11 protein-coding genes are annotated in these 14523 nt (G+C 60.4%); 8 read left to right on the top strand and 3 right to left on the bottom strand.

Going from position 1 to position 14523, the window contains the following annotated elements; genetic code table 11:
• Positions 1–24: 24 nt before the first annotated feature.
• On the bottom strand, positions 25–2124 hold the full coding sequence (locus CRO62_RS05825; protein WP_097099537.1) for a TonB-dependent receptor: 2100 nt from the start codon (positions 2122–2124) through the stop codon (positions 25–27).
• A gap of 269 nt (positions 2125–2393) precedes the next feature.
• Between CRO62_RS05825 and CRO62_RS05830 the strand changes: the two genes are divergently transcribed.
• The gene (locus CRO62_RS05830; RefSeq protein ID WP_097099538.1) at positions 2394–3170 is read left to right on the top strand and encodes an IclR family transcriptional regulator; all 777 of its coding nucleotides are present in this window, start codon (positions 2394–2396) and stop codon (positions 3168–3170) included.
• 2 nt (positions 3171–3172) lie between these two features.
• Here the strand turns inward: CRO62_RS05830 and CRO62_RS05835 are convergent, their stop codons facing one another.
• Positions 3173–4474 carry an NtaA/DmoA family FMN-dependent monooxygenase gene (locus tag CRO62_RS05835; protein WP_097099539.1) on the bottom strand — a complete coding sequence of 434 codons (1302 nt, stop codon included), beginning with the start codon at positions 4472–4474 and terminating at the stop codon, positions 3173–3175.
• Positions 4475–4674: 200 nt separating this feature from the next.
• Between CRO62_RS05835 and CRO62_RS05840 the strand changes: the two genes are divergently transcribed.
• The 7 genes from CRO62_RS05840 to CRO62_RS05870 all read left to right on the top strand — a co-directional run bounded on the left by CRO62_RS05840 (position 4675) and on the right by CRO62_RS05870 (position 12821).
• The gene (locus CRO62_RS05840) at positions 4675–5490 is read left to right on the top strand and encodes an ABC transporter ATP-binding protein (protein ID WP_097099540.1); all 816 of its coding nucleotides are present in this window, start codon (positions 4675–4677) and stop codon (positions 5488–5490) included.
• The gene (locus CRO62_RS05845) at positions 5487–6500 is read left to right on the top strand and encodes a FecCD family ABC transporter permease (RefSeq protein ID WP_097099541.1); all 1014 of its coding nucleotides are present in this window, start codon (positions 5487–5489) and stop codon (positions 6498–6500) included. Before CRO62_RS05840 ends, CRO62_RS05845 begins: the two co-directional genes overlap by 4 nt.
• Positions 6501–6511: 11 nt before the next feature.
• Positions 6512–7576, top strand: coding sequence for a FecCD family ABC transporter permease (locus tag CRO62_RS05850; protein ID WP_097099542.1), 1065 nt, complete (start codon positions 6512–6514; stop codon positions 7574–7576).
• 23 nt (positions 7577–7599) lie between these two features.
• The gene (locus CRO62_RS05855; protein WP_097099543.1) at positions 7600–8553 is read left to right on the top strand and encodes an ABC transporter substrate-binding protein; all 954 of its coding nucleotides are present in this window, start codon (positions 7600–7602) and stop codon (positions 8551–8553) included.
• Positions 8554–8785: 232 nt separating this feature from the next.
• On the top strand, positions 8786–9625 hold the full coding sequence (locus CRO62_RS05860) for a siderophore-interacting protein (RefSeq protein ID WP_097100396.1): 840 nt from the start codon (positions 8786–8788) through the stop codon (positions 9623–9625).
• Positions 9618–9896: a phosphopantetheine-binding protein gene (locus CRO62_RS05865; RefSeq protein ID WP_097099544.1), complete on the top strand. Its 279-nt coding sequence runs from the start codon at positions 9618–9620 to the stop codon at positions 9894–9896. The genes CRO62_RS05860 and CRO62_RS05865 overlap by 8 nt, the downstream gene beginning before the upstream one ends.
• A gap of 69 nt (positions 9897–9965) precedes the next feature.
• On the top strand, positions 9966–12821 hold the full coding sequence (locus CRO62_RS05870; protein WP_097099545.1) for a condensation domain-containing protein: 2856 nt from the start codon (positions 9966–9968) through the stop codon (positions 12819–12821).
• A 319-nt stretch (positions 12822–13140) separates the two neighbouring features.
• On the opposite strand, the gene CRO62_RS05875 is transcribed toward CRO62_RS05870, so the two are convergent.
• The gene (locus CRO62_RS05875) at positions 13141–14487 is read right to left on the bottom strand and encodes a condensation domain-containing protein (RefSeq protein ID WP_097099546.1); all 1347 of its coding nucleotides are present in this window, start codon (positions 14485–14487) and stop codon (positions 13141–13143) included.
• Positions 14488–14523: the final 36 nt, after the last annotated feature.

Below are 14523 nucleotides of genomic sequence, written 5' to 3' on the forward strand. Positions count from 1 at the left end.
TAGTTTTCCGGTTCAGGCAATCGCTTAGAACGTGCCTCTGACACCTATGCCAAACATGCGCGGTTCGGTCATGCTGGCCTCGATGCCGCCAATGCCGCGGTTCTGCTGCATATAGGTCGGCGCACGCTCGTCGAAGACGTTTTTCACGTAAGCGTAGACCTCCATCTCCTCCTGGAACTTGTAGCTCGCGCGTACATCGGCGATGGTGTAGGGGTCGATCGCATAGGCAGCCGTGTTGGCCGTATCGGAATAATAACCATCGATATGACGCACCTGACCCGAGACGGTGAACTTGTCGGTCACATCCCAGCTTGCCCCGATGCTGAACATGTAACCAGGCGATTTCGCGAATTCATTGCCTGCATAGCTGACATTGCTGGAAATCTGGTCGATTTCGGTCTTCAGCACGCCGGCACTTGCCTTCAGCGTCAGATTGTCGAGAACCTGATAATCGGCGCCGACTTCCAGACCATAGGCATGCGCCTTCTGCGCATTGATGGTGTAGGATTGAGTAATGCCTGACGAGATAACGACCGGAATATTGTACTGGGCGTTCTTGTAATCCATGTAGAACAGGTTGCTGTTGAGCGTCAGCCTGTCATCCAGCAACTTCGCGCGCGTGTAGAGTTCGTAGTTCCAGATGGTTTCCTTCTCAAAGGGCAACCATTGGCCCGACGAGATGTTCAGCGATATGCCGCCGGGATTGTAACCACGGCTGATCATGCCGCCAACGGTCCAGTCATCATTGATCGCGTAAGCGAGCGAGGCCTTGGGAAGCAGTTCGGAGAATGTCTCGTCAAAATCCACCGCCCTGGCCGAATAGACGGATCGGCCCGCCCGCTGGATACGGTCGGTCTGGTAACGCAGGCCGCCGGTAAGCGTCCACTGGTCCGTCAAACGATAGCTCAGCTCGCTGAAGATACCCAGATTGTCCTTGGTATCATCGAATGTCGAAACGCTGTTGTTGTAGGTACCCCGCAGATAAAGAACTTCATCGGCCTGCGTGTGGGCGTAAAATATGCCCGCGACGCCGCTCAGCACATCTTCCTGATCACCGAAGGTCACACGGGTCTCGTGGGACGTGTTCGTCTGATCGATATTGGCATCGCCATTATTGACCACACCCACCCTGCGGCGCGCATCGGAAGCGGAAAATTGCGTCTGGTTGAAGAGTTTTACGCCGTTTTCAAAGTCGTAATTGATGTCGAGAATGCCGGTGTGGGTATTCTGGCTCCAGCTCGGCATGGTGGTGGTGATGTGGTTGAGATCCTCGAAAGGACGCGACGCCGCTTCCTGGCTCGGCCGATTGGCGGCGTTATAGGAATAGGTCAGCTTGGTCGTCAGGCCCGGAATTTCCGGCGGTTCCCACAGAAGCTTGAAACGCGCGTTGAATTCCTTGAAATCCTGGTTGGTGCCTGCGTGGGCAAAACCGGAATTGATGTAATCGATAAAGGTATCGCGACCCGAATAATCGATTGCCAGACGCGCCGCCAGCTCGTCTTCGATCAACGGGCCTGAGACCGCAAAGGACGCCCGCTTCTGGTGATAGTTCCCGATTTCGGCCTGATAGCTTGCTTCCGGCGTAAACGTCGGGTCCTTGGTATTGACGAGAATGGCGCCGGCAATGGCGTTGGCGCCCTGCGATGTGGTCTGCGGCCCACGGAAGACCTCGATGCTTTCGACATCCCAGATGGAGGTCGCGCCATAGATGAACTCGTTATAACCGAGATAGTGACCATCGACGTTGATGGTGGCGCGCGGCACGGTGCCGGCGAAGAACGCCGTTGCTCCGGTGTTCGGTCCCTGCGTGTCGAGACCGCGAATGATCGGGGCGCTGACATTGTCGGTATAAACAACGTTTGGAATGTCCTTGATCGCATCTGAGACCGTTGGGTCGCCGGTCTTTTCCTTTTTCAGTTCATCGCTGGATTTGACCGAGACGGAAGACGCCGTGTTCTTCATGTCGCGCGCGACTTTTTCGCCGGTCACCACAATCGGCTTGAGAACGGTCGTTCCCGAGGCCTCGGCCTGTTGCTCCTGACCGAAAACCGGCGTCACAAACAGGGCGGCCAGCGTCAAAACGCTGACCCCGCCCATCAAACGGCCGCTAGTACGAAACCCCATAACACACCCCTAAAACATGAGTATTAAAGTCATATTCAAGTAACGGAAGCGTTATCCGTTTCGCAATAGAGAATGCGTTCCGTATTGTGGACGGACAGGGTTCCGTAACGGGATGTGCCATATTTACAACAAAGTTTATCGACTGGCCGTTGTCATGCAGTTCCCGCCTCAAGGGGAAGGCGTTGAAATGGCTCAGAAATCGATTTCGATTTCCGGTCGGATGCGCTAGGCATGTTCACGACATAAATCGGGGAGCGGACTTGGACGCCATGGATGACGAGCGGGACAATCTGCCTGAAAACGACGGAGAGAAGCGCTCTGCCCTCATTCAATCGGTCTCTATTGCTGCACGCTTTCTCGACCTTCTGGCAAAATCGGACGGGGCGCTAGCACTCGGCGAACTCGCCAAACGCGCCGGCACAGGCCGCTCCACAGCTCATCGTTACCTGCAAAGCCTCGTGCGGGAAGGACTGGTGGGGCAGGATCCTGCAACCGGCAGCTACGACCTCGGCCCAACCGCGCTCTCGATAGGCGTCAGCGCGCTCAGACGAATCAATCCGGTCGAAACCGCCGGTCGACAGATGAAAGCACTGGCCTCGAAGATCGGCGCCAGTTGCGGTGTGGCGATCTGGACGGATCGCGGCCCGACCGTGGTGCAGTGGCACAGGAGTGCCAGCTTCTCCATCAGCACCGTGGCGCTGGGGGATGTTCTACCGCTGGATAACAGCGCCTGCGGGCTGGTTTTTCAGGCTTATTTGCCACCGGATAGGACAGCGTCGGTGCGCAAGCTGCAGCCGCCCGCCTTTCGCGGGTCCTGTCCAGACGCTAAAGTCCTGCACGCCATTCGTGAGACAGGCGGCGCGGAACTCAACGAACACCTGTTCTCCGCCCTGACCGGCAAGGCCGCCCCGGTTTTCGACGCGCAGGGCGAAATCTGTTGCGTCGTCACCACCGTTTCTTTCCTCGCGACCGCCGAGACGGAGCGGCACTTTCCGCAGCTTCTTGAAGCGGCCGGAAAGGCGACGGCAGAATCCGGCGGCTCGTAAACCTATCCGGCCAGGTGGTCGGCGAAGGTGCGGCCGGAATAGGCGGTGCGGAAGAGCCTGGCATCACCAAGCCTTGGAAGCAGCCGCTCCAGCACCAGCCGCATCGATGCGACCGAACCGCCGGGCACCGCGACGAAACCATCTATCGCGCTGGCCGCCACCCATTCGCGGATGCTTTCAAAAGCATCCTCGACCGTGCCGATGATCTGCCAGTGGCCCGATCCCATCACTTCCGGTCGCCGCAACAATTCGGCAACGCTCAGCGTTTCCCGTTCGATCAGCCGGCGGAGCAGATTGGCATGGGTGCGGCTTCTCGGTGTCTCGGGCGGCGGCGGCAAGTCAGACGGGGTGACGATCCGCGTGAGCGACCAGTCGGAAAGGTCAAGACCCGTCAGATTTTGAATGGATGCAAATACGCGGCCACGGTTGGCCCTTGCATGGGTCTCCGCAAACAGCTCCAGCGCCTCGTTCCTGGTGTCCGCCAGATAAAGACTGAGACCCGGCATCAACTTCACCACATCTGGTGAGCGTCCATGCCGCTCAGCCCTCTGCCGCAAATCCGCCCGAAGTTCGATTGCAGCCTGCATATCCGGCGTCGAGGCAAAGACCGCGTCCGCAACGGAGGCTGCGAAATCGCGGCCTTCGGGGGAAGCTCCAGCCTGCACCAGTGGAATACGGCTGGAATGGGCCGGCAGGTTGAGCGGGCCTTTGACGCTGAAGTGCTTTCCTTCATGTGCGATTGGCTGGACCATCGACGAATCGGCAAAACGCCCGCTCTCTTTGTCCAGCTTCAGCGCCTCGTTGGGAAAGCTCGACCAGAGCTGCTGTACTACCTGCGTGAACTCGGCGGCGCGTTCATAACGCTCCTGCGGCGACGGCATTTCTTTCAAGCCGAAATTTTCGTGGCCGTCCAGCGCCGTGACGATGTTCCATCCCGCCCGGCCGTTGCTCAGCCAGTTCAGCGATTGCAGTTGGCGGGCAACCACATAAGGCGGCAGGAATGTCGTCGAAACCGTGGATAACAGGCCGACATGGCTGGTCTCCCGTGCGATGGCGGCCAGAAGCATGGTCGGATCCATGCTCGCAAATCCGCCGCCGGTCTCCAGCCCCTCGGTGCGCAGAAACAGCGTGTCGGGCCGGAAGACAAAATCCACATGCGCAGCCTCGGCGCGCTTTGCAAGATCGACGAAATAATCGCTGGAGAAAACCCCGTCTATACCGCTGTCTTGACGCCGCCATGCCTCGCCGCTGAGCCAGGTTGGCGCCAGCGACATGCCGACGTGAAGCTTGAGCGCGACTGACATGAAATACCTCGAATGAAAAAATCATCACGAAATCCGCGATGTGAATCGGCAAATTTCGATTTGTGGAGAATTTTACTATAGTTTAGTGTCGCTTCAAGACCAGCCTGTCGCGCTTGCCGGTACGGAACCCGATTTCCGCAAGTTCTATATGTGAATTCAACAGCTTAGATAAGACGTGCGTCGTGTCGACGCATGGCCCTATGAATAACAGGAGTTGTAATCCGGTGCTTGATGCCACGGACCTTCATGCGAGTTACGGACACATCCCCGTATTGCAGGGCCTGTCTGCCCGCTTTCAAACCGGCCGCGTCACAGCGCTGGTCGGACCCAACGGCTGTGGCAAGTCGACGCTGTTGAAGACCATCATGGGTTTCGTGCCTTTATCATCAGGCAGGGTAAGCCTCGGTGACCGCCTGATCGGCGAGATCGGACGCCGCGAACTCGCCCGCCGCATCTCCTACCTGCCGCAGGAATGCCATTGCCCTGACTATATGACGCTTGGCGAATTGATCGAGCTTGCGGGTTATGCCCGCTACGGGCTTGGCGGCGGTCCATCCGAACGCGACCGGGCGCTTTTTGCCGAAGCGCTGAAGACCGTCGGGCTGGAAGACAAGGCCAGGGCGCAGGTCAACACGCTGTCCGGCGGTCAGCGCCAGCGCGCCTTCATCGCCATGGTGCTCGCTCAGGACACGGAGGTGATCCTGATGGACGAGCCGGTCAACCATCTCGACATGAAATATCAATATGCCGTTCTCAGCCTCGTGCGCGAACTGACGGACAGGCACGGCAAAACTGTTATCGTCGTGCTGCACGATCTCAACCTCGCCTCCACCTTCGCCGATGACGTCATCATGCTGAAAGCCGGACGGGTTCTCGCCTCCGGGCCTGTCGCGAATACGGTCACATCAGCCAATGTTGCCGACGTCTTTGATCTCGAGGCCGACATATTTTCCCGGGAGGGGCGGCTCATCTGCGTACCGCGGCTGGAGCGGCAGGAACAGGCCATTCCGGCATGACATCTAAAATAATGCTGATCTTTGCCGCCGCGATCTTGCTGGCCGTTGTTCTCGTCATCAACCTCGTGCTGATGACTGGCGACCTGCCTCTTGCCGAAATCGCGACGACGCTCCTGCATGGCGAGGCCGAAACCTATGAACAGTCGGTTCTCCTCTATCAGCAAATCCCGCGCTCACTGATTGCGATCTATGTCGGCGCCACCACGGCCGTCAGTGGCTGCGTGCTGCAGGGGCTTGCCCGCAATCCTCTCGCCTCGCCCTCCACCCTGGGCCTGAATGCCGGTGCGACGCTTTTTGTGGTCGCCGGTGCGCTGGTGTTCGATTTCTCGCCCGAAATACAGGGGCTCGTCGCGCTTATCGGCGCCGGCTTCGGCTTTGGCGCCTGCTTCCTCGTTGCCCGGCTGGCCGGGCGGTCAAACGATCCGCGCGGCCTGTCGCTCATCCTGTCCGGTGCGCTTGTCTCCATGCTGCTGATCGGGGTCACCAATGCCCTCCTTTTGTCAAACCCCACACGTCGCGCCGAATTCCTGAGTTGGGTCGGCGGCAATATCAACCACGTCTATGCCGAGCGCCTCACCGATTTCTGGTGGATTGGCGCCATTGCGATGGTGATGCTGTGGTCGGTCGCCCGCCCGCTGACGCTGGTTCTGCTGGGTGCGGAAAAAGCCGCTTCCGCCGGCGTCAACGTCACGCGCGTATCCCGGATCGCACTTTTCGCCACCATGCTGGCCTCCGCCTCGGCCGTGGCCATCTGCGGCCCCATCGGCTTCGTCGGCCTCATCGTTCCACATATGGTCCGGCCGCTGGTCGGGGTGAATTTCACCCTCGCTTTACCCGCTTCCGCCCTTGTCGGGGCGAGTCTCTGCGTGCTGGCCGATCTCGGCGCGCAAACCCTGTTCAGGCCGTATGTGGTCAATACCGGACTGTTCATGGACCTGCTCGGCGGTCTCGTCTTCATCGTCATCGTCAAGCGCTTCTATCTTTCGCCTTTGGCCAATAGACTGTCATGAAGAGGGATGTCATGAAAAGGCAATTGGCCACCGATGGCAAAGCGGTCCTGCGGCTGCCGAGCGGTCTGCAGATCGGCATCGGCAACCTGAAGGCCGGCCTTGCACTGATCCTGCTGGCGTTGGTGCTGGCCGCCATTTCCATTAGTCTCGGAAATACACAGACCGGTCTCATTGACCTCCTGCACGGCCTTGCCGGTGGGCAATTGAGCGACGATCAGGCCTATGCGCTGTGGACGGTGCGGCTGCCGCGCATCCTGCTTGGTTTCATGGCCGGATGGAGCGTTGCGCTGGCCGGGGCCATGCTGCAATCGGTCGCGCGCAATCCGCTTGCCGATCCCGGCTTGTTCGGTCTGAGCCAGGGGTCGATGACCACCATCATGCTGCTTCTGGTGCTGGTGCCGGCGGCGCCCAAGACCATGGTGGCGCTTGCGGCCGTCGGCGGTGGCCTTGCGGTGGCCTTCCTACTCATAGCGCTTGTCGGACGCGAACGTTCCAGCGGGCTCGCCATCCTGCTGATGGGCATCGCGATCGAATCCGCCCTTTCATCAGTCTCATCAGTGCTTTTGCTCTACACGCCAACGGAAACATCGCTGTCGCTTGCCGACTGGATGGCGGGTTCGCTGTTTCAGGCGAGCTGGCCGATCATCCTCGTATTCGCGCCCCTTTTCGCGGCCAGCCTTGTGGGCATTTTTCTCATCGGCCGGGCGCTTGCGATTTTTGATCTCGGTAACGAGATGGCCATGGCGCTCGGCGAAACGGTCAAACGGTCGCGCCCGCTCGTCATCGTTTTTGCGGTCATCCTCAGCTCCGCTTCCGTCACCGCTGTCGGCCCCTTGACCTTTCTCGGCGTCATCGCCCCGCATCTCGCCACCTTCGTGTCGCCCGCCGTCGGCCGCGCCAGGCTTTTCCTGTCGGGGCTGACGGGCGGCATTCTGGTGGTGACCGCCGATACGCTTTCGCGTGGGCTGGTGGCCGATACGCCGATGCCGATAGGCCTTGCGCTGACGCTGATCGGCGTGCCGCTTTTCATCCTCACGCTGCGCCTGCAGGCGCTGCGCAGAACCAACAGCCACTGAAAAAATTCAACAAAGGGTATGCCATGCGATTTGCCATCCTCGTTGCAGCACTTATGACCGCCGGAAGCAGCCTTGCCGCTGAGCGAACCGTCACCGATGCCTCCGGCCGCACGGTCTCCGTCCCCGAGCAGCCGCAGCGCATCGTCGTCATGCACGAACCGCTGCTGGGCGTGCCGCTGATGGATCTTGGCGCCAATGTGGTAGGCGCCTATGGCCGTAACAGCGACGGCAAATTCGCAACCGCCGTTGATTTCATCGACACCGTTCTCGGTGAAGGCCGCACCAAACCAAAAGGTTTCGGCGCGGTGGGTCAGATCGATCTCGAAAAGCTGCGGGCGCTGCAACCCGACCTGATCGTCGCCACGGAAATGGACAGCGGCAAGGCCGAGCAACTTTCCACCGTCGCGCCCGTCTATCTGCAAAAGGTAAGCACTGGCCACACCTATGGCTTCAGCGTCGAGGAGAATCTTTCGGGTCTCGTTGGCAGAAGTGACGCTTTTGCCGAGCGCCGGAAGACCTATGATGAGAAACTCGCGACCGTCAAAAAAGCACTCGGCGAAGACGCGAAAGGCAAGACCTATCTCGCAATTCTGCTGACCGACCAGATCAACGCGGTCGGCGACATGTCCGGTGCGGTGCAGGCGCTCGAGGATCTGGGTTATGCACGGCTGAAAATCGACAATGCCACCTCGTCGGGCGGGCTGGGCTCCACCCTGACGATGCCGCTCAGTGCCGAGGCTTTTGGCAAGCTCAACCCGGATCTGCTGGTCGTGATGAACAGCTATAACAGCCCCGCCCGAGGCGAAGCCGGAACGCGCGCCGCACTTGAAAAGATCATTCCCGGCTGGGAACGCTTCGTCAAACCGGCGCGTGACGGCCGGATCGTCTTCCTCGATTCCAGCCGGGTCACGACGCCGTCCATCCCCAGCGCGCTGCATACGCTGGACGCGGTGGAAAGCTGGGCAGGCCGCCGTTAAACGCCCCTTCGACGAGCGCAATTCCGGCGCAAACCATGCGCCGGACATAAACTTGAGTTTTTGACGAAACTTATATTGCGACGGCTGGAACCGCCTGTTATGGTTTGGGCATCTTGACACAACGACGTCGGATCTCCCGCCGGAAAACTCCGGTGCGCGATTGTCCGGCATGCCGATCCGGGAAAGCGAAACTGCCGATCCCCATCGGCGATATCCCAGGGAAGACAGCAACATGAGCATTGCACAAAGCATCGAAACCGGCGTTCCGGACCGGACCCCCAAACGCCATCGTTACGCCGTCAAGCTACGCTGCCTTGACGTGGCCCGCGTGGAAAAACTCAGCCGGTCCATGGTGCGCATCGTATTGACCGGGCCTGAGCTGGAGGGCTTTGCCAGTCTCGGTTTTGACGACCACGTTAAGATGTTCTTCCCGCTTCCCGGCGAAACCGAACCTAACCTGCCGGTGATCGGCCCGAACGGCCTCGAATTTCCCGAAGGCGCACCGCGCCCGCTCGCGCGCGATTACACGCCGCGCAGCTTCGATGCCGAGAAGGGTGAACTCGCCATCGATTTCGCCACACACCATGATGGCCCCGCCAGCAACTGGGCAAAATCCGCCAGGGTGGGTGACAAGGCATGGATTGCAGGCCCGCGCGGCTCGTTCACCATTCCCTTCACCTTCGACTGGCATCTGCTGATTGCCGACGATACCGGCCTTCCCGCCCTTGCACGGCGACTGGAAGAAATGCCCGAGGGCACCCGTGTCGTAGCGCTGATCGAAGTCGAGACGGAGGCTGATCGCCTGGACCTCGCCACGAAAGCTGACGCGTCGATCATCTGGGTAACGCAGAAGGCCGCGGGCGGCGGCGATCACGACGCCCTGACGGAGGCGCTGCGTACGCTTGAACTGCCTGAGGGCGATTTCTTCAGCTGGGTCGCCTGCGAATCGAAAGCGGCGAAAGACCTGCGCGCCATCCTGATCGGCGAGTACGGCGCGAACCCCAAATGGACGCGCGCTTCCGGCTACTGGCGGCGCGGGGCAAGCGGCGTCCACGATCATTTCGATGAATGAACCGGCAATCGCGGCGGCTGGCAAGCTGGAGGCGGACATGATGACGACGGAACTCAAAGCCCATCTCGCCAAGGTTCTGGACGATGAGGTGGGACATATCGGCCCGAACGCCAACCTGTTCGGTTGCGGACTTCATTCCCTCGCTCTCATGCGCCTCATCCCGCCGCTTTCGCAGCTCGCCGGCACGCGACTTTACTATGACGATCTCGCCCGTCAGCCCACGCTTGCCGCCTGGCAGGCGCTGATCGAGCAGTCGCGCGCGGGCTGCTGATCCCCGTAAGAGGGGACTTTTCCCGCCAGGCGCGACGTACCTCAACATTAGATTTCCAAGGAGAGGACCATGGCAGCAGATAATTCGCGCATGCTTGCGCGCCGCATCGAACAAACCTTCGACAATGCGGACGAAGCCCCACGGAGCGGATCGCAGCCAAGCCAATATGAGGAGCGGGTCTGGTTCCAGCAGTTTCAGGACCCCGATCAGGTCTTCCGGCATATTCTCACCTACCGCATCGGCGGCGAGAGCGACCTTCTGCGCCTGACATCGGCACTGGAGACGGTTTGCGAGGCATGGCCCGAACTGCGCGTGCGGTTTTCCTTTGGAGAAGACGGCACCCTTGCCAAGAGCATAGAGGCCCCTTCGGCATCTCTCGTGCAACTGTTTCAGACGGCATCGAAAGACGAAGCGGTGGCCCTTCTGCACGACCTTCAGGCAAGCCCGTTCGACGCGGAAATCGATCCGCCGTTTCAGGCCATCGTGCTCTTGAGCGAAGGAGAGGTACTGCTGGCGCTTCTGGTGCATGGCCTGCTTGGTGAATCCCTCTCGCCGCAGATTTTGCTGGGCGCTATTGCCGCAGCCTATGCTGGCGAGGCGCCGAAGCCGCTTTCGCCACGCATCACCGAAAACGCCATCGTCAATCCAGTTCCGCTCCCCTGGCTGCAAGGACAGGCCTCCGGCACGCCCGTCGTCTCTCTGCGTGATAGCGGGACCAAGCCGGCGAGCCACTGCCACGGCGTCGATCTTCCGGCTGCCCTTCTCGACCCAAACGGCTCGGCCGCAACGGACGCGCTTCTGGCACGCACCGGTGCCCGTTTCGCGCTTTTTCTGGCGACCAGTGGCGCTCTCGACACTGTTACCTTGCGCCTGCCCCTGCAACCCGGGAACGAGGCCGGCTTGCCGCTTCCGGCAGATGCGGTCGCCCGCGTCTCGATCTCGCGTGGCCAGTCGCCGCAGGAGGCCGAAAGAGCCGTGCTGGCTGGGTTGGCCCGACATGGCGAACACAACGACGAGGTTGCCACCTTCACGCTTCAGACGCTGCCAACATCGGCTGAAACCTCATCCGTCGAGCGGCTCCGGTTCGAGCGCCTGCCGCTCCCCTCTCTCCAGTCGGGCCTTGGCCTGACGCTCGCTGCCGGCAGCACGGTTGATGGCCACATCCGTCTGGAACTGACCGGCGGCAAGGAGGCCTCGCCGCATGCGACGGCATTCCTGCTGGAGCGTTTCATCGCCCATCTCGAAGGCGGTGCGGATTTTTCCGGCATTACGCATCAAACCTCGTCCGCAGGGCCGGAGGCTGCAGCATCCCTGCCCGCAGCGTCCCGCTCAAGCGACGACGAGACTGCCGCGACAATTCTTGCCGAATTCCGCGAAGCGCTTGCGTCGCCAGACATGGGACCGGATGACGATTTCTTCGATTTTGGCGGCCATTCGCTGATCGCGACCCGCATCATCGGACGCCTTTTGAGCAATCACGGCATCGAGCTGCGTTTCAACGACCTGTTCAGCTATCCCACCGCCGCATCGCTCGCAAAACAGGCGACGCGTCTCGAAACCGCCGCCCCTGCACAGGCGGAAGCAACCGCGACCGGGTCGCTGACGGCACCGCTTTCGCTTGCGCAGATGTCGCTCTGGAAAGCCTATGCCGCCTTTGGTTTCGGCGAGATTTTCAACATCCCCTTCGCGCTCGATTTCCTCGATCCGGTGGATGAGAGCGCTTTCGAATGCGCATTCCTCGATATTATCGAGCGTCATCCCGGCCTGCGAACCCATTTCTACGTCGAGGATGGCACGGTTCTGCAGAAGATCGTGCCAATGCACGACCTGCCCGGCTACAAGTGGTTCTGGACGAGCGAGAAAAGCGAAGGCGTGGACCGGCACACGGAAGCGTCCTGGCGGTTCGACCTTGCCCGCGAATTGCCGATGCGGCTGCGTTTCCTGCGCAATCCCCAAACCGGCGGCCAGGTGCTCTCTTTCCTCTTCCACCATATCGTGCTGGACGAATGGTCGGTAAACCTGATGATGGACGAGTTGACCGAGGCCTATAGGGCAAGAGCCACGGGCAAGGCTCCCGTCTTTGCGAGCAAGCCCGCTCCCTTCCATGAATTCGCCAGAAAACAGGTGGCATCCGGCGTCAACGGCGACCACCTTGCCTACTGGACCGATATGCTGCGGGACGCGCCGAAGGGCCTGGTTCTCACCGCACAGAACAGCACGCCGACAGATGCTGCACACGACGAGGCGCCGGCGGGCGGCTGGATCGAGTTCAAACTGGAAAAACACGTCAGCGACGGACTTTACGCCATCGCCAAGCAGAACAGCGCTTCCCTGTTCAACGTCGTTTATGCCGCCATCGCCGCGTCGCTGCGCCATCTGGGCGGGCTGACCGATCTCGTGGTCGGCACGTCGGCGTCCGGCCGCACCGACAGCGGTTACTTCGATACGATCGGTTATTTCACCACGGTCGTTGCCCATCGTGTGCGTTTCCGCGAGGAGATGACTGTCGGCGAACTGATCTCCTCGGTGAAGAACACGGTCAACGGCTCTCTGGAACACAGCGAAATCCCGATCGATCTCGTCGAAGAGGCGCTTGGCATGACACCGGGTCGAGATCATCTGTTCGAGGTATTCATCCAGATCCACGCCAAGAACAAGCTGAACGGCACTCTTACAGGACCGGACGGCAAAACTGTCGAGTTCCGCCAGATCGATCCCGACAAGCACGAATCCATGCTGGGGCTGCAATTCGAGGTGATGGAAGAAACGATTGGCGGCGAACGCTCCATCCGCGTGTTGATGAGCTACCGCTCCGACCGTTACGGCCCCGAGGATGTCGACCGGCTGCGTACGACCACCAGCGGCGTCTTCAGCCGTTTCGCCGAAGCGGGCGCTTCGGGCCGGGTGCTGACAACGCTGGCCTGAGTGCTGGCGAGGCTGCCCAATAAACCCGGCTCCGCGTGGCGGCGCCGGGTTTTGCTTTTTGACAAATGTCCTGAAAGCTCTCTTCCGTCATGCTCGGGCCTGTCCCGAGCATCTGCGACGTCTGGATTTAATTGGACGTGATTGGATCCTTGGGACAAACCCAAGGATGACGTTGTGTGGGAGGACAGCGTGTCACCCCATCAGGCCAGGTTTTGCATAACGGAGCTGGGTTTACCCCATCCGCACCCAGTCACTCCCGACCAAATGCAGAGTGACGGCAGAGAGATTTCCGTCCCCTTTTTGCAGAGTACCCGGCTTCTCAAACCGCCAGACGGAACGCCGCGGAAACCTCTTCGGCCGGAACCGCCAGCGCCTCGTCGCGCAGCATGGCATCCAGAAACAGCGGCAACTCCTCGCGGTAACGCGCGAAATCGTCGGCTTCGGTCAGTGCGGAATCCGCGTCGATATGCAGGTTCAGATCACTGCCGTCATCCTCGCCACGGAAGGTCAGGTTGAACCCGTCGCCCGGACCATTGGCGAGAATGTGCCTGATAACGGTAAGCCCTGCAAATACCGGCGCGCTGAAGGGCAGGACGTTGATAAGCGGTGAGAAGAAAAACCGCCGGCCCTTTGATATGTTGCGATCGGCGGCGATCTGTTCGATGCGGTAGCGGCCATGCAGGCGTTGCCGGCGCAGATTGGCGGCATTGCGCGCAAGGAAGCTCCCGAGGCTCTCCTGCGGTTCTATCGTCAGATGGAAAGGCAGGATATTGACGAGCATGGCGGGCATATGCGCGCCGACGCTGCCCCAGCGGCTCATGAATGGCAACCACAGCGTCAGCACATCGCGATCCGGGCGCGGCAATACACGGTGAAGATAAAGGCCTGAAAGCAGCACCAGCAGGTCCGGCCAGCCTATCTCCAGTGCGCCGGATATCTGTTGCAGTCTTGTGCTGAAACCTTCCGGCAATCCCGCATCGGCATGCAGGCCGCCGCCGCCGTAATCCTCGCAATCCTTGTCCAGCACGGGCAAATCCACCGGCGGCGCGAGATAGGCCGTCCAGAACTCGCGGTCCTTTTCGAAACGGCGGCTTTGCCGGTAGGCGTCCTCTTCGGCAAGAAAACTGGGGAAAGGATGGAAATCCGGACCCGCCTCGCCCTTGCCGCAATAGTGCCCGTAAAGCTGCCCGCAGCGCTGCTCCACCAGCGTAAGACCATAACCGTCGACGACGATATGATGGGCACGGATATACCAGAGGTAGCGATCGTCGGCGATGCGGTAAAGCACCTGGGCGGACAGCTTGTCGGTTCGAAGATCAAGCCTTGCCTCGACATCCGCGTTCATGCGCCCCAGCGCTTCTTCGAAGGGCGCTGTATGGGCACGGAGATCGACAAGCTCGACCATCGGAGCGTGGAGCGGATCGCAACGTTGCTGCGGCGTCTCGCCATCCTCACCGATGCGAAAACGGATCAACAGCACTTCCGATTCGCGCACGGTGCGCCTGATTGCCTCAAGCAGGGCGCCTTCGTTCACGACACCGGAAAGCTCGATGTAATGGGCGACGGTGGAGACCGGCTCGTCGGGATGGAAGGAAAACTCCTCCCAGAAATCGAGTTGCGGCTGGGTCAGGGGAAGCCAGCCGCCGGCAGGATCGATATGCGCCATCTGTTTTTCCTTGAATTATTTCCGTGATTTTGGCCG

This window comes from Rhizobium sp. AN6A, from assembly GCF_900215635.1.
Classification (GTDB): Bacteria; Pseudomonadota; Alphaproteobacteria; order Rhizobiales; family Rhizobiaceae; genus Agrobacterium; species Agrobacterium tumefaciens.